Annotated in this window: 14 protein-coding genes and 7 pseudogenes; 11 read left to right on the plus strand and 10 right to left on the minus strand. The window is 56.7% G+C overall.

Features of this window, described 5'->3' with window-relative positions; all coding sequences use genetic code 11:
- Positions 1 to 11 precede the first annotated feature (11 nt).
- The 4 genes from rplJ (at position 12) to rpoC (ending at position 9,619) form a co-directional block, all read left to right on the plus strand.
- Positions 12 to 509, plus strand: coding sequence for a 50S ribosomal protein L10 (gene rplJ / locus ACTBDU_RS04120; RefSeq protein WP_438805646.1), 498 nt, complete (start codon positions 12 to 14; stop codon positions 507 to 509).
- 66 nt (positions 510 to 575) lie between these two features.
- The gene (gene rplL, locus ACTBDU_RS04125) at positions 576 to 950 is read left to right on the plus strand and encodes a 50S ribosomal protein L7/L12 (RefSeq protein ID WP_438805647.1); all 375 of its coding nucleotides are present in this window, start codon (positions 576 to 578) and stop codon (positions 948 to 950) included.
- 327 nt (positions 951 to 1,277) lie between these two features.
- Positions 1,278 to 5,306, plus strand: a complete 4,029-nt coding sequence (rpoB, locus tag ACTBDU_RS04130; protein ID WP_438805648.1) for a DNA-directed RNA polymerase subunit beta — start codon at positions 1,278 to 1,280, stop codon at positions 5,304 to 5,306.
- A gap of 92 nt (positions 5,307 to 5,398) precedes the next feature.
- A complete protein-coding gene (gene rpoC, locus ACTBDU_RS04135) occupies positions 5,399 to 9,619 on the plus strand; it encodes a DNA-directed RNA polymerase subunit beta' (protein WP_438805649.1) in 4,221 nt (1,406 codons plus the stop codon).
- Positions 9,620 to 9,783: 164 nt separating this feature from the next.
- Here rpoC and ACTBDU_RS04140 read toward each other — a convergent pair.
- Positions 9,784 to 10,895: pseudogene (locus ACTBDU_RS04140) on the minus strand (IS3 family transposase); the annotation flags it as partial.
- Here ACTBDU_RS04140 and ACTBDU_RS04145 point away from each other — a divergent pair.
- Both ACTBDU_RS04145 and ACTBDU_RS04150 read left to right on the plus strand, forming a co-directional pair.
- Complete coding sequence (locus ACTBDU_RS04145; RefSeq protein ID WP_438805650.1) at positions 10,867 to 11,022, plus strand: 4-alpha-glucanotransferase; 156 nt, start codon at positions 10,867 to 10,869, stop codon at positions 11,020 to 11,022. The pseudogene ACTBDU_RS04140 and the gene ACTBDU_RS04145 sit on opposite strands and share 29 nt — an antisense overlap.
- Positions 11,023 to 11,189: 167 nt before the next feature.
- Entirely contained in the window at positions 11,190 to 11,489 is a 300-nt protein-coding gene (locus ACTBDU_RS04150) for a 4-alpha-glucanotransferase (RefSeq protein ID WP_438805651.1), read from the plus strand.
- A gap of 132 nt (positions 11,490 to 11,621) precedes the next feature.
- Here ACTBDU_RS04150 and nfuA read toward each other — a convergent pair whose 3' ends face one another.
- Together nfuA and ACTBDU_RS04160 are read right to left on the minus strand one after the other, a co-directional pair.
- A complete protein-coding gene (nfuA, locus tag ACTBDU_RS04155; protein WP_438805652.1) occupies positions 11,622 to 12,197 on the minus strand; it encodes a Fe-S biogenesis protein NfuA in 576 nt (191 codons plus the stop codon).
- Positions 12,198 to 12,277: 80 nt separating this feature from the next.
- Positions 12,278 to 12,631: a hypothetical protein gene (locus tag ACTBDU_RS04160; RefSeq protein ID WP_438805653.1), complete on the minus strand. Its 354-nt coding sequence runs from the start codon at positions 12,629 to 12,631 to the stop codon at positions 12,278 to 12,280.
- 316 nt (positions 12,632 to 12,947) lie between these two features.
- Here ACTBDU_RS04160 and bioH point away from each other — a divergent pair, with 316 nt between their 5' ends.
- The gene (gene bioH, locus ACTBDU_RS04165; RefSeq protein ID WP_438805654.1) at positions 12,948 to 13,721 is read left to right on the plus strand and encodes a pimeloyl-ACP methyl ester esterase BioH; all 774 of its coding nucleotides are present in this window, start codon (positions 12,948 to 12,950) and stop codon (positions 13,719 to 13,721) included.
- 82 nt (positions 13,722 to 13,803) lie between these two features.
- On the opposite strand, the pseudogene ACTBDU_RS04170 reads toward bioH, so the two are convergent.
- The 5 genes and pseudogenes from ACTBDU_RS04170 to ACTBDU_RS04190 form a co-directional block, all read right to left on the minus strand.
- A pseudogene (locus ACTBDU_RS04170) lies at positions 13,804 to 15,489 on the minus strand (sugar phosphorylase).
- Between the two features lie 201 nt (positions 15,490 to 15,690).
- Positions 15,691 to 15,954 (minus strand): FeoC-like transcriptional regulator, encoded by a 264-nt coding sequence (locus ACTBDU_RS04175; protein ID WP_438805655.1) that lies wholly within the window; start codon positions 15,952 to 15,954, stop codon positions 15,691 to 15,693.
- 9 nt (positions 15,955 to 15,963) lie between these two features.
- Positions 15,964 to 18,255 (minus strand): annotated as a pseudogene (feoB, locus tag ACTBDU_RS04180) (Fe(2+) transporter permease subunit FeoB).
- Positions 18,256 to 18,331: 76 nt separating this feature from the next.
- Positions 18,332 to 18,553, minus strand: coding sequence for a ferrous iron transporter A (feoA, locus tag ACTBDU_RS04185; RefSeq protein ID WP_438805674.1), 222 nt, complete (start codon positions 18,551 to 18,553; stop codon positions 18,332 to 18,334).
- Between the two features lie 683 nt (positions 18,554 to 19,236).
- Positions 19,237 to 21,547: pseudogene (locus ACTBDU_RS04190) on the minus strand (Tex family protein).
- Positions 21,548 to 21,705: 158 nt separating this feature from the next.
- Between ACTBDU_RS04190 and greB the strand changes: the two are divergent.
- Positions 21,706 to 22,180: pseudogene (gene greB, locus ACTBDU_RS04195) on the plus strand (transcription elongation factor GreB).
- A 162-nt stretch (positions 22,181 to 22,342) separates the two neighbouring features.
- Here greB and ACTBDU_RS04200 read toward each other — a convergent pair.
- On the minus strand, positions 22,343 to 22,495 hold the full coding sequence (locus tag ACTBDU_RS04200) for a hypothetical protein (RefSeq protein ID WP_438805656.1): 153 nt from the start codon (positions 22,493 to 22,495) through the stop codon (positions 22,343 to 22,345).
- A gap of 29 nt (positions 22,496 to 22,524) precedes the next feature.
- Between ACTBDU_RS04200 and ACTBDU_RS04205 the strand changes: the two genes are divergently transcribed.
- The 3 genes and pseudogenes from ACTBDU_RS04205 to envZ form a co-directional block, all read left to right on the plus strand.
- A complete protein-coding gene (locus ACTBDU_RS04205; RefSeq protein WP_438805657.1) occupies positions 22,525 to 22,965 on the plus strand; it encodes a response regulator in 441 nt (146 codons plus the stop codon).
- Between the two features lie 52 nt (positions 22,966 to 23,017).
- Entirely contained in the window at positions 23,018 to 23,131 is a 114-nt protein-coding gene (locus tag ACTBDU_RS04210) for a winged helix-turn-helix domain-containing protein (RefSeq protein WP_438805658.1), read from the plus strand.
- An 11-nt stretch (positions 23,132 to 23,142) separates the two neighbouring features.
- Positions 23,143 to 24,405, plus strand: a pseudogene (gene envZ, locus ACTBDU_RS04215) (two-component system sensor histidine kinase EnvZ); the annotation flags it as partial.
- Here the strand turns inward: envZ and pckA are convergent.
- Positions 24,320 to 25,953 (minus strand): annotated as a pseudogene (gene pckA / locus ACTBDU_RS04220) (phosphoenolpyruvate carboxykinase (ATP)). The pseudogenes envZ and pckA sit on opposite strands and share 86 nt — an antisense overlap.
- Positions 25,954 to 26,082 lie beyond the last annotated feature (129 nt).

A 26,082-nucleotide genomic window follows, 5' to 3' on the forward strand; every position in this document is an offset into this window, starting at 1 on the left:
AGCACAAGCTAATGGCATTAAATCTTCAAGACAAACAAGCAATTGTTGCTGAAGTCAGCGAAGTAGCCAAAGGCGCGCTGTCTGCCGTTGTAGCGGATTCCCGTGGCGTTATAGTAGATAAAATGACTGAACTGCGTAAAGCAGGTCGTGAAGTCGGTGTTTACATGCGCGTTGTTCGCAACACGCTGATGCGCCGCGTCGTTGAAGGCACTCCCTTTGAGTGCCTGAAAGACGCGTTTGTCGGTCCGACCCTGATTGCATTTTCTAACGAACACCCGGGCGCTGCCGCTCGTTTGTTCAAGGCCTTTGCCAAAGACAATGCTAATTTCGAGGTTAAAGCCGCAGCCTTTGAAGGCGAAGTTATCCCGGCGTCGCAGGTCGATCGCCTGGCCACTCTGCCAACTTACGAAGAAGCAATCGCCCGCCTGATGTCGGCCATGAAAGAAGCCTCTGCAGGCAAACTGGTTCGCACGCTGGCCGCACTGCGCGATCAGAAAGAAGCGGCTTAAGCGCTGGTTTTATTCTGAAGCTATTGCAAACGTATAAACACTTTCTGAATTTTAGGAACACTTGGTATGGTTATCACTAAAGAACAAATTCTGGACGCAGTTGCCGAAATGTCCGTTATGGACGTGGTTGAACTGATATCCATGATGGAAGAAAAATTCGGCGTTTCTGCCGCTGCCGCTGCCGCTGTTGCCGTTGCCGCAGGTGGCCCGGCTGAAGCTGCAGAAGAAAAAACCGAGTTTGACGTTGTTCTGAGCGCAATCGGCGCGAACAAAGTTGCCGTCATTAAAGCCGTGCGTGGCGCTACCGGTCTGGGCCTGAAAGAAGCCAAAGACCTGGTTGAATCCGCACCTGCTACCCTGAAAGAAGGCGTGAGCAAAGATGACGCCGAAGCACTGAAGAAAGCCCTGGAAGAAGCGGGTGCTTCTGTTGAGGTTAAATAAGTTAACCTTCCAGGTTGGCAGTCTGAACTAGGCTGATGGCTGGTGGCCTTTTTGGTCACCAGCCTTTTTGCGCTGTAGGGGATCAGTAGCGTTTCAGGCCATTTAGCTACTGATTAACCTCAATATTTTTTCTATCGACGACTTAATATACTGCATCGCCTGCCGAGCCTCCCTGGTTTAGCAAAGTGCAGCGAAATGATTTAAGAGTGATAGAAACAAGTATTGCGGAGAGGATATCAATTCTCCGATCATGATAAATGGCGTTGCATGTACTGTCCTAGTAGGGCGGACAGAGTGGGTCGACTTGCCAGCTAGCTGAGGAACCCTATGGTTTACTCCTATACCGAAAAAAAACGCATTCGTAAGGACTTCGGAAAACGTCCGCAGGTTTTGGACGTTCCCTATCTCCTATCCATCCAGCTTGACTCGTTTCAAAAATTTATCGAGCAAGATCCGGAAGGTCAGTACGGGCTGGAAGCAGCTTTCCGTTCCGTATTCCCCATACAGAGCTACAGCGGCAACTCTGAACTGCAATATGTCAGTTACCGCCTGGGCGAACCTGTCTTTGATGTCAAAGAGTGCCAGATCCGCGGCGTAACGTTTTCCGCACCGCTGCGCGTCAAGCTGCGCCTTATCATTTACGAGCGCGAAGCGCCGGAAGGTACGGTAAAAGACATCAAGGAGCAGGAAGTCTACATGGGCGAAATTCCGCTCATGACCGATAACGGCACCTTTGTCATCAACGGTACCGAGCGTGTTATCGTTTCCCAGCTGCACCGCAGCCCCGGCGTATTTTTTGACAGCGACAAGGGTAAGACGCACTCCTCCGGTAAAGTGTTGTACAACGCGCGTATCATTCCTTACCGCGGCTCCTGGCTGGATTTCGAGTTCGACCCGAAAGACAACTTGTTCGTCCGTATCGACCGCCGGCGCAAATTGCCGGCGACCATTATTCTGCGCGCGCTGAACTACAGCACCGGCCAGCTCCTGGATACGTTCTTCGACAAAGTGGTTTATGAAATTCACGACAAAAAGCTGCAGATGGGGCTGCTTCCTGAGCGCTTGCGTGGTGAAACTGCCTCGTTTGATATCGAGGCCAACGGCACTGTCTATGTCGAAAAAGGCCGCCGCATCACCGCACGCCATATTCGCCAGCTGGAAAAAGACGGCGTCGCGCAGATCGAAGTCCCTGTCGAATACATTATCGGCAAGGTGGTGGTAAAAGATTACATCGATGAAAATACCGGTGAAATCATCGTCTCCGCCAACATGGAATTGACGCTGGACCTGCTGACCAAGCTGAGCCAGGCGGGCCACAAACGTATCGAAACGTTGTTCACCAACGATTTGGATCACGGCGCCTATATTTCCGAGACGCTGCGTGTCGATCCGACCAGCGATCGCCTGAGCGCGCTGGTGGAGATATACCGCATGATGCGTCCCGGCGAGCCGCCGACCCGCGAAGCGGCCGAAAATCTGTTTGAAAACCTGTTCTTCTCGGAAGAACGTTACGATCTGTCCGCGGTTGGCCGGATGAAGTTCAACCGTTCGCTGCTGCGTGAAAAGATTGAAGGTTCCGGTATCCTGAGCAAAGACGACATCATCGAAGTGATGAAGAAGCTCATCGATATTCGTAACGGTAAAGGCGAAGTCGACGATATCGATCACCTGGGCAACCGCCGTATCCGTTCGGTGGGTGAAATGGCAGAGAACCAGTTCCGCGTCGGTCTGGTGCGCGTGGAGCGCGCGGTGAAAGAGCGTCTGTCTTTAGGCGATCTGGATACCCTGATGCCGCAGGATATGATCAACGCCAAACCGATTTCGGCGGCGGTGAAAGAATTCTTCGGCTCCAGCCAGCTGTCGCAATTCATGGACCAGAACAACCCGCTGTCCGAGATTACCCACAAGCGTCGTATCTCCGCGTTGGGCCCGGGCGGTCTGACCCGCGAACGCGCGGGCTTTGAAGTGCGCGACGTGCATCCGACCCATTACGGGCGCGTGTGCCCCATCGAAACCCCGGAAGGACCGAACATCGGTCTTATCAACTCGCTGTCCGTGTATGCGCAGACCAACGAGTACGGTTTCCTGGAAACACCTTATCGTCGCGTGGAAGACGGTGTGGTTACCGACGAAATCCATTATCTGTCGGCGATTGAGGAAGGCAACTTCGTTATCGCACAGGCCAACACCAACCTCGGCGACGACGGCCGTTTCGTTGACGATTTGGTGACCTGCCGCAGCAAAGGCGAATCGAGCCTGTTCAGCCGCGATCAGGTTGACTATATGGACGTTTCCACCCAGCAGGTGGTCTCGGTCGGCGCCTCGCTGATTCCGTTCCTGGAGCACGACGACGCCAACCGCGCCTTGATGGGTGCGAACATGCAACGTCAGGCGGTGCCGACGCTGCGTACCGACAAGCCGCTGGTCGGCACCGGTATGGAACGTGCGGTCGCCGTTGACTCCGGCGTTACCGCCGTGGCAAAACGTGGCGGAACGGTGCAGTACGTGGACGCCTCCCGTATCGTGATTAACGTCAATCCGGATGAGATGTATCCGGGTGAAGCGGGCATCGATATTTACAACCTGACCAAATATATCCGTTCCAACCAGAACACCTGTATCAGCCAGACGCCTTGCGTTTCGCTGGGTGAGCCGGTTGAGCGCGGTGACGTGCTGGCTGACGGTCCGTCCACCGATCTGGGTGAGCTGGCGCTGGGTCAGAATATGCGTATCGCGTTCATGCCGTGGAACGGCTACAACTTTGAAGACTCGATGCTGGTCTCCGAACGCGTGGTGCAGGAAGATTGTTTCACCACCATCCATATTCAGGAACTGGCGTGCGTGTCCCGCGATACCAAGCTGGGGCCTGAGGAAATTACTGCCGACATCCCGAACGTGGGTGAAGCTGCGCTCTCCAAGCTGGATGAGTCCGGTATCGTCTATATCGGCGCGGAAGTGACCGGCGGCGATATTCTGGTGGGCAAGGTGACGCCGAAAGGGGAGACCCAGCTGACGCCGGAAGAGAAACTGCTGCGCGCCATCTTCGGTGAAAAAGCCGCCGACGTGAAAGATTCGTCGCTGCGCGTGCCGAACGGCGTTTCCGGTACCGTTATCGATGTTCAGGTATTTACCCGCGACGGCGTGGAAAAAGACAAGCGCGCGCTGGAAATCGAGGAAATGCAGCTTAAGCAGGCCAAAAAGGACCTGACCGAAGAACTGCAGATCTTTGAAGCCGGTCTGTTTGCCCGTATTCGCGACGTACTGATCTCCGGCGGCATCGAAGCGGAGAAGCTAGAGAAGCTGACCCGCGAGCGCTGGCTGGAACTGGGCCTGGCCGACGAAGAGAAGCAGAATCAGCTTGAACAGCTGGCCGAGCAGTATGACGAGCTTAAGCACGAGTTCGAGAAGAAGCTGGAAGCCAAGCGCCGTAAAATTACCCAGGGTGATGACCTGGCTCCGGGCGTGCTGAAAATCGTCAAGGTGTATCTGGCGGTGAAACGTCAGATTCAGCCGGGCGACAAGATGGCGGGCCGTCACGGTAACAAAGGTGTTATCTCCAAGATCAATCCGATCGAAGATATGCCTTACGACGAAAACGGCGTGCCGGTGGATATCGTTCTGAACCCGTTGGGCGTACCGTCGCGTATGAACATCGGCCAGATTCTGGAAACCCATTTGGGTATGGCGGCAAAAGGCATCGGCGACAAGATTAACGCCATGCTGAAGCAGCACGAAGAAGTGGCCAAACTGCGCGAGTTCATCCAGAAGGCGTACAACCTGGGTGACGATGTTCGCCAGAAAGTGGATCTCAACACTTTCTCCGATGAGGAAGTGCTGCGTTTGGCGGAGAACCTGAAGAAAGGGATGCCGATCGCCACGCCGGTATTTGACGGCGCCAAAGAGAAAGAAATCAAGGAGCTGCTGCAGCTCGGTGGCCTGCCGACCTCCGGTCAGATCACCTTATTTGACGGCCGCACCGGCGAGCAGTTCGAGCGCCAGGTTACGGTGGGCTATATGTACATGCTGAAACTTAACCATCTGGTTGATGACAAAATGCATGCGCGTTCCACCGGCTCTTACAGCCTGGTTACTCAGCAGCCGCTGGGCGGCAAGGCGCAGTTCGGCGGCCAGCGCTTCGGGGAGATGGAAGTATGGGCGCTGGAAGCCTACGGCGCGGCCTACACCCTGCAGGAAATGCTTACCGTCAAGTCGGATGATGTTAACGGTCGCACCAAGATGTACAAAAACATCGTGGATGGCAATCACATGATGAAACCCGGTATGCCGGAATCCTTCAACGTCTTGTTGAAGGAAATCCGCTCGCTGGGCATCAATATCGAGCTGGAAGAAGACTAATTTTTCCGCCCGGGTGCGATTCGCACTGGGGTAATAAGGGCGCCTGAGCATTTCAGGCGCCTAACAGATCCAACTCCGACAGGAGCCAATCCGTGAAAGATTTACTTAAGTTTTTGAAAGCGCAAACTAAGACCGAAGAGTTTGATGCGATCAAAATTGCGTTGGCCTCGCCAGACATGATCCGTTCCTGGTCGTTCGGTGAAGTGAAAAAGCCGGAAACCATTAACTACCGCACCTTTAAACCGGAGCGCGATGGTCTGTTCTGCGCCCGTATTTTTGGGCCGGTAAAAGATTACGAATGCCTGTGCGGTAAGTACAAACGTTTGAAACACCGCGGCGTTATCTGTGAAAAATGCGGCGTTGAAGTGACCCAGACCAAGGTGCGCCGTGAGCGCATGGGCCATATCGAGCTGGCTTCGCCCACCGCCCATATCTGGTTTTTGAAATCGCTGCCGTCCCGTATCGGTCTGCTGTTGGATATGCCGCTGCGCGATATTGAACGCGTGCTGTATTTTGAATCCTATGTCGTGGTTGAAGGCGGCATGACCAACCTTGAACGTCGTCAGATCCTGACTGAAGAGCAGTATCTGGACGCGCTGGAAGAGTTCGGTGACGAATTCGACGCCAAGATGGGCGCCGAAGCGATCCAGGCCCTGTTGAAAAACATGGACCTGGAGCAGGAATGCGAGCAGCTACGCGAAGAGCTGGAAGAAACCAACTCTGAAACCAAGCGCAAGAAGCTGACTAAGCGCATCAAGCTGCTGGAAGCCTTCGTGCTGTCCAGCAACAAGCCGGAATGGATGATCCTGACCGTGTTGCCGGTACTGCCGCCGGATCTGCGTCCGCTGGTACCGTTGGACGGCGGCCGCTTTGCGACGTCGGATCTCAACGATCTGTATCGCCGGGTGATCAACCGTAACAATCGCTTGAAGCGTCTGCTGGATCTGGCCGCGCCGGATATCATCGTGCGCAACGAAAAGCGTATGCTGCAAGAAGCGGTAGATGCGCTGCTGGATAACGGCCGTCGCGGCCGTGCCATTACCGGTTCCAACAAGCGTCCGCTGAAATCCCTGGCCGACATGATTAAAGGTAAGCAAGGTCGCTTCCGCCAGAACTTGCTCGGTAAACGTGTCGACTACTCCGGCCGTTCGGTTATCACTGTTGGTCCGTACCTGCGTCTGCATCAGTGCGGTCTGCCGAAGAAAATGGCGCTGGAGCTGTTCAAGCCTTTCATTTACGGCAAGCTGGAGCTGCGTGGTCTGGCGACCACCATCAAGGCGGCCAAGAAAATGGTCGAGCGCGAAGAGGCCGTGGTGTGGGATATTCTCGATGAGGTCATCCGCGAGCACCCGGTCATGCTGAACCGGGCGCCGACGCTGCACCGTCTGGGGATCCAGGCGTTTGAGCCGGTACTGATTGAAGGTAAAGCCATTCAGCTGCACCCGCTGGTGTGTGCGGCGTACAACGCCGACTTCGACGGCGACCAGATGGCGGTCCACGTGCCGCTGACGCTGGAAGCCCAGCTGGAAGCGCGCGCGCTGATGATGTCGACCAACAACATCCTGTCGCCCGCCAACGGCGAGCCGATTATCGTGCCGTCCCAGGACGTCGTGCTGGGTCTGTATTATATGACCCGCGACCGCGTCAACGGCAAGGGCGAAGGCATGGTGCTGACTGGGCCGAAAGAAGCGGAACGCATTTACCGCGCCGGTGTGGCCGAGCTGCATGCACGCGTTAAAGTGCGTATCACCGAGCACGAGAAACGTGACAACGGCGAATGGGTAGAAAACATTCATCTGGTAGACAGCACCGTCGGTCGCGCCATCCTGTGGATGATCGTACCGAAGGGGCTGCCGTTCTCGCTGGTGAACCAGGCGCTGGGTAAAAAAGCCATCTCCAAGATGCTCAATACTTGCTATCGCGTGCTAGGTCTGAAGCCGACCGTCATCTTCGCCGACCAGATCATGTACACCGGTTTCGCCTACGCAGCCCGTTCCGGCTCGTCCGTCGGCATCGACGATATGGTGATTCCGGCGAAGAAAGCCGAAATTATCGATGAAGCTGAAGCCGAAGTTGCCGAGATCCAGGAGCAGTTCCAGTCGGGTCTGGTCACCGCAGGCGAACGTTATAACAAGGTTATCGATATCTGGGCCGCGGCTAACGAGCGCATCGCCAAGGCGATGATGGACAACCTGTCCACCGAAGCCGTAATTAACCGCGACGGCGAGGAAGAGCGTCAGGTCTCGTTCAATAGCATCTTTATGATGGCCGACTCCGGCGCGCGTGGTTCGGCGGCGCAGATTCGTCAGCTGGCCGGTATGCGTGGTTTGATGGCCAAGCCCGATGGCTCGATCATCGAGACGCCGATTACCGCGAACTTCCGTGAAGGTTTGAACGTACTCCAGTACTTCATCTCCACCCACGGTGCACGTAAAGGTCTGGCGGACACCGCGCTGAAAACCGCGAACTCCGGTTACCTGACCCGCCGTCTGGTCGACGTGGCGCAGGATCTGGTGGTGACCGAGGACGACTGCGGCACCTTCGCCGGTATCGTGATGACGCCGGTTATCGAAGGCGGCGACGTCAAAGAGCCGCTGCGCGAGCGCGTTTTGGGGCGCGTCACGGCGGAAGATGTCCTGAAACCGGGCACCGCGGATATTCTGGTCGAGCGTAATACCCTGCTGAACGAGCAGTGGTGTGACGTGTTGGAAGAAAATTCCGTCGACAGCGTCAAGGTGCGTTCGGTCGTGACCTGCGGCACCGATTTCGGCGTGTGCGCTAACTGCTACGGCCGCGATCTGGCGCGTGGGCATCTGGTGAACAAGGGCGAAGCCATCGGCGTTATTGCCGCGCAGTCCATCGGTGAACCCGGCACGCAGCTGACCATGCGTACATTCCACATCGGCGGGGCCGCATCCCGTGCCGCGGCGGAATCCAGCATTCAGGTGAAAAACAAAGGGACTATCCGTCTCAGCAACGCCAAGTTCGTGGTGAACGGCAGCGGCAAGCTGGTGATCACCTCGCGTAACACCGAGCTGAAGCTGATTGACGAATTCGGCCGTACCAAAGAAAGCTATAAGGTGCCTTATGGCGCCGTGATGGCCAAAGGCGACGGCGCGGAGATCATGGGCGGCGAAACCGTTGCCAACTGGGATCCGCACACCATGCCGGTTATCACTGAAGTTGACGGTTTCGTCGGCTTCACCGATATGATCGACGGCCAGACCATTACCCGCCAGACCGACGAACTGACCGGCTTGTCCTCTATCGTGGTACTGGATACCGCCGAGCGTACCGGCGGCGGTAAAGATCTGCGTCCGGCGCTGCGTATTGTCGACGCTAACGGTAACGATGTGCTGCTGCCGGGTACCGACATGCCGGCGCAGTACTTCCTGCCGGGCAAGACGATCGTGCAGCTGGAAGACGGCGCCAAAATCACCGGCGGTGATACGCTGGCGCGTCTGCCGCAGGAAACCAGCGGGACCAAGGATATTACCGGTGGTCTGCCGCGCGTTGCCGATCTGTTTGAAGCCCGTCGTCCGAAAGAGCCGGCGATTCTGGCCGAGATTAGCGGTATCGTTACCTTCGGTAAAGAAACCAAAGGGAAACGTCGCTTGGTTATCTCGCCGGTGGACGGCAGCGCCGCATACGAAGAAATGATCCCGAAATGGCGTCAGCTCAACGTATTTGAAGGTGAACGCGTGGAGCGCGGTGATGTGATTTCCGACGGTCCGGAATCGCCGCACGACATTTTGCGTCTGCGTGGCGTCCATGCGGTCACCCGCTATATCGTCAACGAAGTCCAGGACGTTTACCGTCTGCAGGGCGTGAAGATCAACGATAAACACATTGAAGTTATCGTTCGTCAGATGTTGCGTAAAGCAACGATCGCCAGCAGCGGCAGCTCGAAGTTCCTGGAAGGCGAACAGGCGGAATACTCACGCATCAAGATTGCCAACCGTCAGTTGGAAAACGACGGTAAGGTAGAGATGACTTATGTGCGCGATCTGCTGGGTATCACCAAAGCCTCGCTGGCCACGGAGTCGTTTATCTCCGCGGCGTCGTTCCAGGAAACCACGCGCGTGCTGACCGAAGCCGCTGTGGCCGGGAAACGCGATGAACTGCGCGGCCTGAAGGAAAACGTCATCGTCGGACGGTTAATCCCGGCCGGTACCGGTTACGCTTATCATCAGGAACGCGCCTGCCATCGTCAGCAGGGCGAAGCGCCGGCCGCGCTGCAGATTACCGCCGATGAAGCTTCCGCCAACCTGGCTGAACTGCTGAATGCGGGTCTGGGAGGCAACGACGACTGATTGTCGATACCGTTCCTCGCCGCTGGCGAATCCAAAACCACTCCTTCGGGAGCAGTTTTTTGTCTCGCGCGCAGACGCCGTCTGCGGCGACGGCCGTGCGTCCCAGGTAGGGCTCCCAATCTTTCCACACCGGCTGCAACTCCGCTTCGATAAGAATGTAGTGGTCAACTAAAACTGGCCACCGCGTTAGCGTTTTTCCAGTATCTATTTTCTGATTCGTTTGGTGGCAACCCACCGTTATATTCATGCGGTCTGAGTGCGCTGTAATATCCCACGATATAGTCGGTAATTTCATGAGCTGCTTCGCTGAAGCTTATGTAGCCCGTTACCGGTATCCACTCGTTTTTCAGACTTCTGAAGAAGCGCTCCATCGGACTGTTATCCCGACAGTTACCCCGCCGACTCATGCTTTGTTTGATCCGGTAACGCCACAGCAACTGTCGGAACTGCCTGCTCGTATAGTGGCTACCCTGATCGCTGTGGAACATTATTCCGGCTGGTTTACCACGCGTTTCCCATGCCATTTCCAGTGCTTTAATGGTCAGTCTGCTGTCCGGGGAGAACGACATAGCCCAGCCCACCGGTTTCCTCGCGAACAAATGCAAATGCAAGAACAACCGCAAGGTATGGCCAGCGTTTCCCGGTCCAGATATACGTCACATCGCCGCACCATACCTGGATTGGCTCCGTTACAGCGAACTGACGCTCAAGATAATTCGGGATCGCAACATGCGCCTGACCGCCACGGCTTATACCTGTGCGTCGGCTGCTGACAACTGACCAGCCCCAGCTCTTTCATGAGCCTGCCTGCGAGCCAGCCGCCCCATCCGGAAGCCTCTCTGGGTTGCCATGGTGGTGATACTTCTCGCGCCAGCGGCACCATGGCTGATACTGTGCAGTTCATAAACCTGACTGCGCAATACTGTTCGCCTGCCGTCTGGCCTGTCAGGATGACTTTTCCAGTATTTGTAACTGCTGCGATGAGCCCTGAACACGTGGCAGAGTGTGGCCACAGGATAACGCGCTCTGAGTTTCCCGATTAAGGAGAACTGTTCAGGGAGTCCGACATCAAGAGCGCTGTAGGCTTTTTTAATATTTTATTTTCCATTTCAATGCGTTGTACCTTCTTCTTGAGCTTACGTATTTCGATTTGTTCCGGGGTTATGGGAGAGGCTTTTGGCGTTTTCCTCTGTCGCTCATCACGCAGTTGTTTTACCCATTTCGTCATCGTAGAAAGGCCGCCGTCCATGGCTTTTGCTGCGTGCGCGGCGGTGTATTCATACAAGGTGCTGTTCTTTGAAGGGGGACCAGACCGGCAATTTTGCGCGCCGGCGGACTATCCCGCGCAGGCGATGGCGACGTTGACCACCCATGATCTTGTGACGTTAAGCGGCTTTTGGTAAGGGGCGGATATCAACCTGGCCCATCGGCTCGGCCTGTATGACGACGAGCAAACCTGGCATCGGCTACTGGCAGAGCGTCATCAGGAACGGCAGGCACTACTCTGGATGCGCTGCGGCGCGCGGACTGCTTGTCAGCCGACACGCCTGCGCGGGCAGATGAGGTCGCTATGTCATCCTCGTTGAACTCCGCCATACACCGTTTTATGGCGCAAAGCCGCCGCGCGCTGCTGGGTTTACAGCCCGAAGACTGGCTGGAAATGGCGACGCCGGTCAATGTACCCAGTACTACTGATGCCTATCCTAACTGGCGGCGTAAACTGGCGCGGGATCTGGAAACGATGTTTAGCGACCCTGACATAATCCGGCTGCTTACGGCGGTTGGAGACGGGCGCCGCCTTGCTTTGGCGCCTGCGCTGGGCCGTTCGACTAAGAGAGCGCAGGACGATAACGACGATCGTCCGGGGTAATGGCGTTAAATAAGAACGTAGTCACCGGGTGCAGGGGGCCCGCAGTCAGCAGCGCAAGCCGTTTGCCTTGGCACACCGGTCCGGGAGCGCGGCGGCTGGAACGACCCCCACCTGCTTGAGGGTCGTCAGGCATTAATAGTAGGAGTGCTCGCCGCGCTGATGCTCGGTGAGATCGCGCACGCCCTTCAGTTCAGGGAATTTTTTTAGCAGCTCTTTCTCAATCCCTTCTTTAAGGGTGTAGTCCACCATTGAGCAGCCATTACAGCCGCCGCCAAACTGCAGGATGGCAAGCATATCGTCGGTAATTTCCATCAGTGTCACCTGGCCGCCGTGGCCGGCTAACTGCGGATTGATCTGCGACTGCAGCAGATATTCTACGCGCTCGATAAGCGGCGCGTCGTCGCTCACTTTGCGCATCTTGGCATTGGGCGCTTTGAGGGTTAGCTGAGAGCCAAGCTTATCCGTAACGAAGTCAATTTCCGCATCCTGCAAATAAGGGGCAGAAAGTTCATCCACATAGGCAGAGATTTTATCGAACTTCAGTTCGGTATCGGTGGCTTCCACCGCATCCGGCGGGCAGTACGAGACGCCGCATTCCGCATTGGGCGTGCCAGGGTTGATAACGAACACGCGGATCTGGGTGCCCGGTTCCTGATTGGACAGTAATTTGGCAAGATGTTCCTGGGTAGCATCAGTAATACGGATCATAAGATTCACTCAATAGTTGATTAAATTAGTCAGATATTATACGCCTTTTCCCCTACAGACTACAAGGTGCGGCAAATGCTTCACAGCCGCACCTCACGGGCATGATGACGCAATAGTAGACGGCTGATTTCGCCGGCTGTGCTGCCCGTGGTAACCACATCATCCACCATCGCCACCCGTTTGCCGGCTACATCGGCGAGGCACAGAAAGGCGCTGCAAAGGTTATGCCGGCGTTGGCGGGCGCGAAATAACCCTTGAGCCTGCCAGGGCATCTGCAGCCAGTGTGCCGGGGCGCGGGTGAGCAGCTCAGTTTGATTATAGCCTTTCCGCCAGTGACGGTAAGCATGCAAAGGCACATTAAGCAACAAATCCGGCTTCTCCTCACCCGCGGCGGCGCGCTCGCGCCAGCGCAGCCATAGCAGTCGGGCAAGCACGCGGGCAAGGCCAGTGTCGCCGTGATATTTAAGTTTTTTACCAGGCGGCTGAGCGGCGGGCGGTAATTTCCCACCGCAAGCAGGCTGTGCCAAAGCGGGGCCCGCAGCTGGTAGCGTCCGCACGGCTGCCGTTCGCTGCCCCCAGGCAACCCGCAGCGTGGGCAGGCGGTTGCCCGTTCCGTCAGCAGAACGCTGACGCCGCCACGGTAAATGGCGTGATGGCTAAACCAAAGTGGCTGTCGGCATAGCCAACAGAGGGCGCCGATTGTTAGCATGGTGTCATACCTCCTTGTTTCCGACTTTTGGACAATAACAAATGGCGTCACTGTTTTGGCAAACAACCGGTACCGGCGATCGTGATCTTGTGCTGCTGCACGGATGGGGATTGAATGCCGAGGTCTGGTCTTACATTGTTCCGCGGCTGGTGCCGTACTTTCGTTTGCATCTGGTGGATCTGCCGGGGTATGGCCGTAGCCGCGGTTATGGCGCGCTGATTCTTGAGGAGATAGCGGAGGAAGTGGCGTCGCGAGCTCCCCACGGCGCGTTGTGGCTGGGCTGGTCGCTTGGCGGACTGGTGGCGACGACGGTAGCGCGCCGGCGCCCACAGGCGGTAGCGGGTCTAGTCACTGTTGCCTCTTCCCCGCGTTTTTGCGCCGACGGTGACTGGCCGGGGATGCGACCTGAGGTGCTGGAAGGGTTTGCACGCGAGCTGCGCCAGGATTTCACCCGCACCGTCAGCCGTTATCTCGGCCTGCAAACGCTGGGAACGGCGTCCGCGCGTCAGGATACGCGCTGGTTGAAAAGCGTGGTACTGGCGCACCCGGCGCCTGCGACCGAGGTTCTGACCGGCGGGCTGGCACTACTGCGCAAAAGCGACGTGCGCAAGGCACTGGACCAACTTGACGTGCCACTGCTGCGCCTATACGGCTATCTGGATGGTCTGGTGCCGCGTAAAGTGGTCCCGCTGGTGGATGAATTGAGTCCCGCCAGTCAGAGCATTATCTTTGCCGGCGCGGCGCATGCGCCGTTCATTTCCCACCCAGCGCTGTTTTGCCAGGCGCTGTGCGATTTCAGCCAGCGCGAATCCTGAGGGCGTTGGCGGCCGGCAAGAGTTCAGCCATGAGACAGTATAGGGCGCAGAGCGAGCAGATTCACTCGGTCGCTAACGGTCGCTAAGCGTTTCCTGCCAATAGGAAAGCATAGGGTACGGTCAGCGGAGGCCTGCTAACCGTACACTCGGCGGTCAGCAGGCGATAATCGCCGTCAGATAAGGTGCAACTTACCGTTTTATTCGCCAAATTAAAGAGACACAGCAGCCGCGCTGGCCGGCGGCGCGGCGGTAAAAAGCGAGAGCAGGGCATTATCCCACTCCAGGACTTCCATGGCAGCATCAGGATGAAACGCTTGTTTGTCGGCGGCGCAGGTGGATAAGCGTGCTCAACGCCTGGAAAACCCGCGCGCGCCGGCTGGTTTCATCATCCAGCATCGCTTCAATGATTTTCAACGGGTACTTCTCTCGATTAACCGCGCGATTATGGCCGGCGGCCTTGACCCCTTCATAGTCATTACGCGACCTGAGGATACTTTGCACATAGACCGCGGGCACGCCGGGAAACGCCAGCAGAATGGCATGGGCGAGAATAAAGCGGCCAAGCCGCGTCTCATCGCTATCCTCGCGCCGATTGAGCGCATCCAAATAGGTGACATTGATTTCATAAGGGGTTGCTGGTACCGTCAGTGTTTTGTTTATACGAAACCAGGGCGCCTTCCGACTCCAGATCGCGCATCAGCCGGATGATCTCCGCCTCCGGCAGAATGCCGCGCAGCGGGTTCATCCCGATCCCATCATGGGAGGCGAGAAAATTGAAAAATGTAGTAGCACCGCTACCGATCTCAAGCCCTGCTGCCCAATGACGCAGGGCGCGGCTGCTGCCGTTGTGCAGGGCGTGCAGCACCAGCGGCGGAAGCGGGAACTGATAGACCATCTGCGCTTTATCGCGGCCATTGCCAAAATAGCTGATATTGTCCTTATGGGGCACGTTGGTTTCGGTAATAATCACCGTTCCCGGCGCCACCTCATCGCAAATGGCGCGAAACAGCTTTACCAGCAGATGGGTGCGGGGTAGATGGATACAACGGGTGCCCACCTCTTTCCACAAAAATAGCCCACCGTGTTCAGACGGATATAGTCCGCCCCCTGTATCAGGTAATGTAGCAATACGCCGATAACGGCGATTAAAACCTGGGAGTTGTTGAAATTGAGATCCACCTGATCGGCGCTGAAGGTGGTCCGTAAATAACGGGTGCTGCCGTCCTGCGCGGTAAATGGCGTCAGCAGCGGCGATGTGCACGGGCGCGTCACGCTGGCGAGATCGGTCGCGGGGGGAACGCAATAAAAAAATTGTCATAAGCCTGCTGGCCTGCCAGATAGCCTTTCACCCACCGGCTGTCGGCAGACATACGGTTGCAGACGAAATCGAACATCAGCCGGGTGGTAAGATTGAGTTCGCCTATCTGCTGCCAACTGCCGACGATAAAATTGACCTGCTGATAATCGATGACGGAAAAGCCATCGTCGGAAGAGTAGGGATAGAACGGCAGCAGATGCACCAGGGAAAATGTGTTGCGCAGGCGATGGTTGAAAAAGGTGCTAAAGGTGTCAAGCGTGGGTTTTTCAGCCTCCATGAACTGGTTAACATATAGATAATAAGCACGATATCATCCTCACCCCAATGCGCTTTGCGCGCCTGATGCGGCGTGGATTTAACGAAGCTGATTTGGCTCTTGATGGTATCCAGTTGCCCCTGGCTTAAGGCGGTGGGGTAAATCTCTCTCAGCAAGCGGGTTATGGCTTCCATTATGTCACCTTGTTAATGTGACGAAGGTTCTGACACAGCATAAACATGGCAATGACGCCTAGTGTTACTGTAGCTACTGGTGACGAAATCGCCAAGGGGATTGCGCTGGCGTGTGGTGAGAAAAAAAGGGGAATTAGGATAAAAATCTTTTCAATTTAATGAATTAACAGCGATATTAAGAATGCGCCGGAAACCACCATTTTAACGTGACACCCGACGTTGGCGCAACGCTGCCAACGGCACCGGCGACAGGGTAAGCCGGCAGCAACTGCTGCGCTCGCATGAACGGCAGGCGCCGGCGGCAGTATTGTCGCCGGCAACCCGCTCCACCTGCCCCATCATCTCCAGCCGTTCCAGCATCGCCGCAGCCATCGCCTGGGGCAGCCGCAGCGCAGGGCCAGGGTGCGGGCATCCCCCCTGGCCCATCAGTTCCAGCGCGTCGCGCAACTGCATCAGACCGGACACCGCGCCTCCTTAGTGGCAGCTTTCGCTGCCGGCGGGCTGGCAACAGGGTGTCGTTTTCGGCGCGCTTAGCCCCGCCTGGAAACGATCCCGACAGCGGTAAAGACAAGCAATCAGCAGGTCGTTGACTACGATAACGGTGGCTATCGCCATCGTGCTGTACAGCGCGATGGTGCATGAAGGTGGCCGTCTGATAAAACAGCGTTGCCAGCGAATAGGCCACATTGACGCCCCATAGTGCGGATAGAGCAGCATCCAGCCGCGACTGCTTTCGCGGGTGATGGTGCCCAGGACCGAAATACAGGGCACATACAACAGGACAAAGATCAGATAGCTATAGGAGGCAATAACGCTGCCGAACTTACTGCTCATCATGCCCATAGCGCCACCGCTCATCTGGCCGTCGCCTTTGCTGGCTTGCGAGGACGCTGAAACTGAAGACATCCTGCAGACCTTGCCAGGTTTCCGTCATCGCGCCGGATAATTCATCCAGCAAATCGAACGCCTCCGGCTCGAACGGGGTACGGGTGATCTGTTCGGCGGTATATAACGTATTTAGCGTCCCCACCACCACCTCTTTCGCCATCGCACCGCTGATAAGACCGACCGTGGCCTGCCAGTTATCCTCATGGACGCCCATCGGTTTAAGCAGGGGGCAGGGTCTTGCTCACCCTCGCCAGCGCCGAATGCTTAACGCTATCCGCCGCTTCGCCGTGCAGGGTGAAGCTGTTCAAGGCGCCAATCAGCATGCTAACGAGGACAATGACTTTAACGGCCCGCAATACGAAGCGTTTCAGCCGCTGCCAGGTTTGCAACAGCAGGCTTTTGATATGCGGCACGTGATACACCGGCAGTTCCATGATGAAGGGAATCGCTTCGCCCCGCATCAGCGTGTATTTGAGCATCAGGCCGGTCAGGACCGCGACCACGATGCCCAGAGCAAGAACACCAGCGTAGCGCTATGTCGTCCGAAAAAGGTCGCGGCGTAAACGGCGAAAATCACCAGCCGTGCGCCGCAGGACATGAAGGGCGCCACATCATGATGGTCATCAGCCGCTCGCGCGGCGCGTTAAGCGTACGAGCGCCCATAACCGATGGTACATTGCAGCCGAAACCGACAATCAGCGGAACAAACGACTTGCCCGGCAGACCAAGGGATTGCATCAAGCGGTCGATGACGAACGCGGCGTGCGCCATATAGCTGGAATCTTCCAGGAACGACAGACACAAATACATAATGCCGATTTGCGAAATTAGCGGCAGTACGGTGTTGATCCCGCCGCCCACCCCCCTGGGCCAGCAGCAGCGTCAGCCATTGGGGCGCATGCAGCTGATAGGCCCAGCCACTGGGTGCCGTCGATGGACAGCGCGGCGGACCTGCCCTCGAACATCGGCTGCAGGTCGCCGCCGAGGTTGATGGCGAGGATGAACATCAAATACATCACCATAAAAAACAGCGGCACGCCAAGCCAGCAGTTAAGAAGCAGGGCGTCAAGTCGCGCGGTCAGGCGATTGACCGGCGTCAAATGGCCGTTACTCACGGCCTGACAGAGGGCGATGGTGGTGGCATAGCGGGCGTCAGCGATCATCAACGCCGCATTCTGCTGCATGTCCGCGCGCAGACTTTCCAGCCGCTGGGGCGAGGTCAACAGATCCCGGCTGTGAATATCCCCTTCCAGCATGTGCAGCGCCAGCCAACGTCGCTGTCGCGGCGTGTAGTTGGCCGGGAGTAAACGGCTGCAGCCGTTCTACCGCCTGGCCGACGGCGGGCGGATAGTCAACCGTAAGGGACGGCGCTGCCGGTAGCGGACCGTCAAGCTCCGCCTTCAACGCTTCAATGCCTTCGGCGCGGGTGGACACCAGGGAAATTACCGGGCAACCCAGCCGCCGCTCCAGCGCCGGAATATCGATGGTAATGCCCTGGCTGCGGGCGATATCCAGCATATTCAGCGCCACGATGCAGGGAATACCCAGCTCCAACAATTGCAGCGTCAGGTAGAGATTTCGCTCCAGATTGGCGGCGTCGACCACGTTGATAAGCACATCGGCCTGCCGTTCGAGGATATAGCGATAGGCAATTTGTTCGTCAAGCGAGCTTTGCTGCGAAAGCGTCGTCAGGGAATAGGTGCTCGGCAGATCAACGAGCGTTATGCGCTGCGCGGGGGTGGTAAAAAAGCTTTCTTTGCGTTCCACCGTGACGCCGGCCCAGTTACCGACCCGCTGGCGAGCGACGGTCAACTGGTTAAAAAGGGTCGTTTTGCCCGCGTTGGGATTACCGATCAAGGCCACAGTGCGTGTAGTGATCATTAATGAAACCTGTAAGCAGTAACAAATACAAACGGATTGCCCCGAGCGGGCGGCGCGAGCGGGGCGGATCGGGTCAATGGCCGGTACGGCTCAACAAGAGCAGTGACAAATCTTTTTTTCGCAGCACCAGCTGCACTCGTCCCACCTTGATCTGCACGGGATCGCCCAGCGGCGCGACACGCACTACCTGAAACGAGCTACCGGGCAACATGCCGAGCGACAGCATTTTCTGCCGGAAGGCGAGGAAGATCTCTTTGGCATAGGCGGTAATTTTATAATGGTGCTGCAGTTGCATAATGACCTTCTTGATGGCGACCGTAAGCGCGGTGGAAACGGCAATAACCTTGATACCCTTCACTACTGCATGTCGGGTCGGGCTGGCGCGATGTAAAATGATACAAATGGTAAAAGTAATAGTTATCAATAACAATAGTTTTAACACTTTATCACCCAAGTCAAATAAAACAAACCCTCAACTAAATTCTTTTTTTCAATGACAGATAAAAAATATTGCTAACAAGATTCTGTAACTTCATGTTTTTAAAGTGGTAATTGTCGATTTTAGGCATGAGTATATCTTTCGTGCGGGTGGGATGCTGTTATTTTATTTTGCAGTAACGCACGGCGAAGAAATGAAAATAACCCTGTGCCCCTAGGCCATAAATATTAAATAAGCGACGGAAAATGAGTTAATAAAAATATAATATTAATTATTAAAATTGAATGTAATTAGCCGGTGTAGGAAATTATATTTGAAGCAAAATAATTGCAGAAATAATTTATTTGCTTTTCTGCCATTCCCGCGGTAGGTGCCGTAAAGCCGCCTTGGCGCCATTCACCGCTAACAGCCGGGGAGCCTTCCCCGACCGCTAGGGGTCAGGCATCACCAGGCGGCGCCGTTGGGGTGACGACTCGCTCTCGTCTATAGAGCGGGCCTGCTTGCCGTATCCCACAGGTCCGTCGCCGCTCGCCGACGTATTAACGCCGGTTGCCCAGCGCGTCGCCCATGGCGCTATTACCGTACCGCGCGCGGCAGCAGGGCCGGATTGACGGCCGTCGCTGCGCGCGGGTGGGCGGGGACGCCGTCGTGCTGGTATCCCGCCGGCGCCTCCCCCGGTCGCTCATCGAGCCGCATGGAGAGCGCGATGCGCTTGCGCGCGATATCGACGTCCATGACCTTCACTTTGACAATATCGCCGGCTTTCACCACCTTGTGCGGATCGTCGATAAACCGATCAGACAATGAGGAGATGTGCACCAACCCGTCCTGATGCACGCCGATATCCACAAAGGCGCCGAAATTGGTCACGTTGGTCACGGTGCCTTCCAGCACCATGCCCTGCGCCAGGTCCTGCAGCCTTTCCACGCCGTTGGCAAACGTGGCGGTTTTGAACTCCGGCCGCGGGTCGCGCCCCGGTTTCTCCAGCTCTTTGATAATATCGGTCACGGTGGGTAACCCGACGCGCTCATCGGTGAAGCGGGACGGGCTCAGGCCACGCAGCGTCGCAGGGTCGCCCATCAGATCGCTGAGTGATTTCTCCGTGGCCTGTAAAATTCGCTGTACCATTGGATAACTCTCCGGATGAACGGTAGAGGCGTCTAGCGGATTGTCGCCGTGATTGATGCGCAGGAAGCCGGCGCATTGTTTAAACGCTTTGGGGCCCAGGCGGGGAACTTTCAGCAACTGTTGACGATCGCGGAAACGGCTATGCTTATCCCGCCAGCTGACGATGTTTTGCGCCATCATGCGCGTCAGGCCGGAGACGCGAATCCGCAGCGGCACTGAAGCGGTATTCAGATCAACGCCAACGGCGTTGACGCAGTCCTCGACTACCGTGTCCAGCTTTTTCGCCAGCAGGCTTGGCTGACATCGTGCTGATATTGACCCACGCCGATGGATTTCGGATCGATTTTAACCAGCTCAGCCAAGCGGATCCTGCAATCTGCGGGCGATGGAAACCACCCCGCGCAGCAAGACGTCCAAATCAGGAAACTCCAGCGCCGCCAGCTCCGAGGCGGAATACGTCGACGCGCCAGCCTCGCTGACGATGACTTTTTGCCCTTTCACGTCGGGATAACGCTTCTGGACTTCGGCATAGAATCGTTCGGTTTCCCGCGATGCGGTCCCGTTGCCGATGGCGACCAGTTCCACGTTATGTTTCAGACACAAAGCCGCGACGGCCGTCGCGGCTTTGTCGGCCTGGCTGGTGTGGGGATAAAGCGTCTGTGTCGCGACCAGCTTGCCGGTGGCATCCACCACCGCGACCTTGACGCCGGTGCGCAGCCCCGGATCCAGGCCCATGGTAGCGCGCCGCCCCGCCGGCGCCGCCATCAGTAAATCATGCATGTTGCGGGCGAAGACCTGGATCGCTTCTTCCTCGGTCCTTTCACGCATGCTGCCCATCAGTTCGGTTTCCAGATGCATGAGGATTTTGATGCGCCAGGTCCAGCTGATGACCGTTTTACGCCAGCTATCGGCCGGCGCCTGTTCGAAGCGCACTTGCAAATGATTGGCGATCATCTGCTCGCAGTAGCTGGCACGCGGCGGCTCGTCGACGTGCGGATCAACGTTCAGCGCCAGCTGCAACACCCCCTCGTTGCGTCCGCGCAACATGGCCAGCGCACGGTGTGAGGGGACCTGGGACAGCGGTTCGTGATGATCGAAGTAGTCGCGGAATTTGGCGCCTTCTTCCTCTTTACCGGGCACCACCCGCGCCACCAGATGGGCGTTTTTCCACAGATAAGCGCGGATTTTCGCCAGCAGCGCGGCATCCTCGGCAAAGCGCTCCATCAGGATATAACGCACGCCGTCAAGGGCCGCTTTGGCGTCGGCCACGCCGGCATCAGGGTTAACAAAACTGGCCGCCGCGGTATCGGGGTCCGTTGACGAGTCCTGCCAAAGCCGATCGGTCAGCGGCGCCAGCCCCGCCTCGATGGCTATCTGGCCGCGGGTGCGGCGTTTGGGTTTATAGGGCAGGTAGAGATCTTCTAGCTCGGTCTTGCTCAAGGTCGCCTGGATAGCCGACGCCAGCGCCTCGGTAAGCTTGCCCTGTTCGTCGATGGATTTCAGAATACTCTGGCGCCGTTCATCCAGTTCGCGCAAATAATCCAGGCGCGTTTCCAGCGTACGCAGCTGTGTGTCGTCCAGCCCGCCGGTAACTTCTTTACGATAGCGGGCGATAAAAGCCACGGTGTTGCCTTCGTCCAGGAGCCGCATCGCAGCGTCCACTTGCCCGACCCGGGCTTTCAGTTCACCGGCGATAAGATGGTTCAATGACTCTCTATTCATGCGTTAATGTTTATTTTGTCATAAGGATTGTTTGGGCCTGCACAGTTATACGGTTTGCGGCGGTAAAATATGCCGGCCGCCCGCGTCCGTTTAGGCCCACCCACCCGCTGCTATGGTATATTGCCGTTATTGGCGACAGAGTGCAACGACAGGTGACGATGAAGACCAACCTTTATTACCCGCCAGGGCTATCAGGAATTGCAGGATGAGCTGGGCCATTTGTGGAAACGCTACCGGCCGGAGATTACCGAGAAGGTTGCCTGGGCCGCCAGTCTGGGCGATCGCAGTGAAAATGCGGATTATCATTACGATAAGAAAATTCTGCGCGAGATTGACCGTCGGGTGCGTTATTTGCGCCGCGTGCTGAAGGAGGCGCGGGTGGTAGATTACTCCCCGCGGCAGGAGGGGCGAATATTTTTCGGCGCCTGGGTGGAAGTGGAGAACGCCGAGGGGGAAACGAAACGCTTTCGTATCGCCGGTCCCGATGAAATTTATAAACATGAGGACTATATCTCCATCGATTCACCCATGGCGCGCGCCCTGATCAAAAAGGCGGTGGATGATGAGGCGGAGGTGGTTACCCCTGATGGACGTCGCACCTGGTATATCACCGCCATCTCATATCAAAGTTGACGAGCGCGGGGCGGTGGAGGAAACGTCGTGGTCGTTAATTATTATTCGCGGCGGCGCGACAGATGTTATTATCGTGGCGATCACGTGCGGAAAGTGTTGATAACTACGCATCTTTATATGCTTTGTAACAATTTCGCTTAGAATGGTCACCTGGATTCGCTGTCAGTGATGCACCGGTTTTTGAACAATATCCTTTACAGGCGTTTCGCCTTTGGGAGAGAGATAATGCAAGAGGATTACAAAATCCTGGTTGTGGATGACGATACGCGCCTGCGGGCGCTCCTTGAGCGTTATTTGACCGAGCAGGGCTTTCACAGGTACGCAGCGTCGCCAACGCCGAACAGATGGACCGTTTGCTGACGCGTGAATCCTTCCATCTGATGGTGCTGGATCTGATGCTGCCGGGGAAGGACGGGCTGTCTATTTGCCGCCGGCTGCGCAACCAAAGCAACTTGATGCCGATCATTATAGTCACCGCCAAGGGGGAGGAAGTGGACCGTATCGTTGGCCTGGAAATCGGCGCCGATGACCATATTCCCAAGCTTTTCAACTCCCGTGGACTGCTGGCGCGTATCCGCGCGGTACTGCGCCGGCAGGCTAACGAGCTGCCGGGGGCGCCGTCGCAGGAAGAGGCTATCATCGCCTTTGGCAAGTTCAAGCTTAATCTCGGTACCCGTGAGATGTTCCGCGGAAATGAGCCGATGCCGCTGACCAGCGGTGACTTTGGGGGGCTTATAAAGCGTTGGTCAGCCACCCGCGGGAGCCGTTGTCCCGTGATAAACTGATGAATCTGGCGCGCGGTCGCGAATATAGCGCCATGTGGAACGCTCAATCGATGTGCAGATCTCGCGTCGGCGGCGCATGGTGGAAGAAGACCCCGCCCATCTGCGCTATATTCAGACCGTATGGGGTTTGGGCTATGTCCTTGTGCCGGACGGCAGTAAAGCATGATGTGATGGCGCATCTCTCCGCGCAGTTCCTTCGCCCGCCGCCTGTTGTTAATCGTTACCTTGCTGTTCGTCAGCCTGGTAACGACCTATCTGGTGGTCTTGAATTTCGCCATCTTACCGAGTCTGCAATAGTTCAATAAAGTGCTGGCTTATGAAGTCAGAATGTTGATGACCGATCGGCTGCAATTGGAAGACGGTACGTTATTGGAAGTGCCGCCGGCATTCCGGCGCGAAATTTACCGTGAATTGGGTGTCTCGCTGTACACTAATCCGGCTGCGGAAGAGAGCGGTTTGCCCTGGGCGCAACACTATGAATTCCTGAGCCAGCAAATGGCTCAGCAGTTCGGCGGCCCAACCGATGTAGGCGTCGAAGTCACCAAAAATTCCCCCGTTATCTGGCTGAAAACATGGTTATCGCCGGATATCTGGGTACGCATTCCGTTGACCAAAATCCATCAGGGCGACTTCTCGCCGTTATTCCGGTACACCCTGGCGATTATATTGCTGGCTATCGGCGGCGCCTGGCTGTTTATCCGTATTTAAAACCGGCCGCTGCTGGATTTGGAACATGCCGCGCTGCAGGTGGGTAAGGGCATCATTCCACCGCCGCTGCGGGAGTATGGCGCCTCGGAGGTGCGCTCGGTGACGCAGGCGTTCAACCAGATGGCGGCCGGCGTCAGCCATGATTTGCGCACGCCGCTGACCCGTATCCGCCTGGGGACGGAAATGATGAGCGCGGAAGACGGCTATCTTGCCGAGTCGATCAATAGAGATATCGAAGAGTGCAACGCTATCATCGAGCAGTTCATTGATTATCTGCGCACCGGCCAGGAAATGCAGACCGAAATGGCGGATCTCAACAGCATCCTGACCGAGGTGGTGGCGGCGGAGAGCGGCTATGAGCGCGTGATCGAAACCGATATTTGCGGCGAGGAGCTTATTGTTAACGTCAATCCGCTGTCCATTAAACGCGCGGTGCTGAATATGGTGGTGAATGCCGCGCGCTACGGCAACGGCTGGATAAAGGTAAATAGCGGGCGCGAAACCAATCAAGTTTGCTTTGAGGTCGAGGATGATGGTCCGGGCATCTAGCCGAATCAATTACAGAATTTATTTCAACCGTTTGTGCGCGGCGATAGCGCGCGCAGTACCAGCGTTTCCGGCCTCGGTCTGGCCATTGTCCAGCGCATCATTGATGCGCGTGCCGGTAAGCCGAAAATCGGCCGCTGCGCGCGGCAGGGCTTGCGTATTCGCGTCTATTTGCCGCTTCCGGTCGGGTCCGGTGGGTCGCGGCGCGGGGGCAGAGCCGCGCCTGGCGCTGCGGACCCGCGCTCATCAGCCCCACCCCCGCCGGCGTGTCGGTGAACTTACTGAAATTATCGATGAAGCGCTGGGCCAGGTCGTCCGTCTTGGCCCGCCATTCGTGGACGCTGGCGTAAGTGGTACGCGGATCAAGTATCGCACCGTCCACGCCCGGCAGCGCGGTCGGGATCGATAGATTGAAAACCGGTAGGGTAGCGGTTGGCGCATCGTCGATATCACCGCGCGGTATGGCGTTGATAATCGCGCGGGTATCCTTGAGGGAAATCCGTTTGCCGCTGGCGTTCCAGCCGATATTGACCAAATCGGCCCGGGCGCCGGCGGTGTGCATGCGTTTGGCCAGGACATCCGCATAGGCGGTGGGGTGCAGCGACAAAAACGCCGCGCCAAAGCAGGCAGGGAAAATGGGCACCGGCGCCACCACACCCCGCTCGGTTCCCGCCAGTTTGGCGGTAAAGCCGGACAGAAAATGATACTGGGCCTGTTCCATCGACAGGCTGGCGCCCGGCGGCAGTACGCTGAAGGCATCCGCCGTCAGGAAGATGACGCGCGTAGCGTGTCCGGCGCGCGACACCGGTCTAACAATATTATCGATATGGTCGATGGGATAGGACACGTGGGCGTTTTCGGTTTTGCTGCCATCATCGTAATCCACGCTACCGTCCACCCGCACCACCACATTTTCCAACAGCGCGTTACGGCGAATCGCCTGATAGATCTCCGGCTTCGCCTCGGGCGAAAGGCGGATGGTTTTGGCGTAACAGCCCCTTCAAAATTGAAGACGCCGTCGTCGTCCCAGCCGTGTTCATCATCGCCTATCAGACGGCGGCGCGAGTCTGTCGATAGCGTGGTTTTGCCGGTGCCGGACAGAACGAAGAACAGCGCCACGTCGTCATTGATGCCGACGTTGGCTGAGCAATGCATGGAAGCGATTCCTTTAAGCGGCAGAAGGTAATTCATCACCGAGAACAACCCCTTTTTCATTTCGCCGCCGTACCAGGTCCCCCCGATAAGCTGAATCCCTTCCGTCAGGTTGAAAGCGACAAAGTTTTCCGAATGCAGACCCTGTTCACGCCAATCGGGATTGGTGCATTTGGGGCCGTTAAGCACCACGAAATCCGGTTCAAAGTCGCGCAGTTCTTCGTCGCTTGGCTGGATGAACATGTTTTTAACGAAATGCGCCTGCCAGGCGACTTCGGTCACAAAACGCACCCGCAGCCTGCTATCCTCATGGGCGCCTTTACCCTGATCGGACCACCACAGGGTGTCGCGGGTTTTATCGTCACGTACCACATACTTATCGAAGGGTGACCGGCCGGTGAAAGTTCCGGTGTCGACCGCCACAGCGCCCGATTGGGTTAGCGTACCGCGTTCAAACCCGCTGAGGGCGAGGTCGGTTTCTTCTGCAAACAGCTGATCGTAGCCCGGGTTGTACACCAGTTCGCGGTAGCCCATTATTCCATAACTGAGCCATTGCTGCGGGGTAATACTCTCACTTACCATGTCACTGCTCCTTAGTTCAATAAGTACCGTTAGCAATTGTAGGGATTAGCGGTGGGCACGCGGAGAGATAAATCAAGGATTAACCTGAGCGGGCAGGCTTTACATTATTTTGCGGACGGGCGCACGGAA

The sequence above is a fragment of the Sodalis sp. (in: enterobacteria) genome (genome assembly GCF_051710625.1).
Classification (GTDB): domain Bacteria; phylum Pseudomonadota; class Gammaproteobacteria; order Enterobacterales; family Enterobacteriaceae; genus JBPESN01.

Excerpts from the sequence above, each read along its gene's own strand:
- rplJ (WP_438805646.1), top strand. The coding sequence starts at position 12 with ATGGCATTAAATCTTCAAGACAAACAAGCAATTGTTGCTGAAGTCAGC.
- rplL (WP_438805647.1), top strand. The coding sequence starts at position 576 with ATGGTTATCACTAAAGAACAAATTCTGGACGCAGTTGCCGAAATGTCC.
- rpoB (WP_438805648.1), top strand. The coding sequence starts at position 1,278 with ATGGTTTACTCCTATACCGAAAAAAAACGCATTCGTAAGGACTTCGGA.
- ACTBDU_RS04145 (WP_438805650.1), top strand. The coding sequence starts at position 10,867 with ATGGCTTTTGCTGCGTGCGCGGCGGTGTATTCATACAAGGTGCTGTTC.
- ACTBDU_RS04150 (WP_438805651.1), top strand. The coding sequence starts at position 11,190 with ATGTCATCCTCGTTGAACTCCGCCATACACCGTTTTATGGCGCAAAGC.
- nfuA (WP_438805652.1), bottom strand. The coding sequence starts at position 12,197 with ATGATCCGTATTACTGATGCTACCCAGGAACATCTTGCCAAATTACTG.
- bioH (WP_438805654.1), top strand. The coding sequence starts at position 12,948 with ATGGCGTCACTGTTTTGGCAAACAACCGGTACCGGCGATCGTGATCTT.
- feoA (WP_438805674.1), bottom strand. The coding sequence starts at position 18,553 with ATGCAACTGCAGCACCATTATAAAATTACCGCCTATGCCAAAGAGATC.
- ACTBDU_RS04205 (WP_438805657.1), top strand. The coding sequence starts at position 22,525 with ATGGACCGTTTGCTGACGCGTGAATCCTTCCATCTGATGGTGCTGGAT.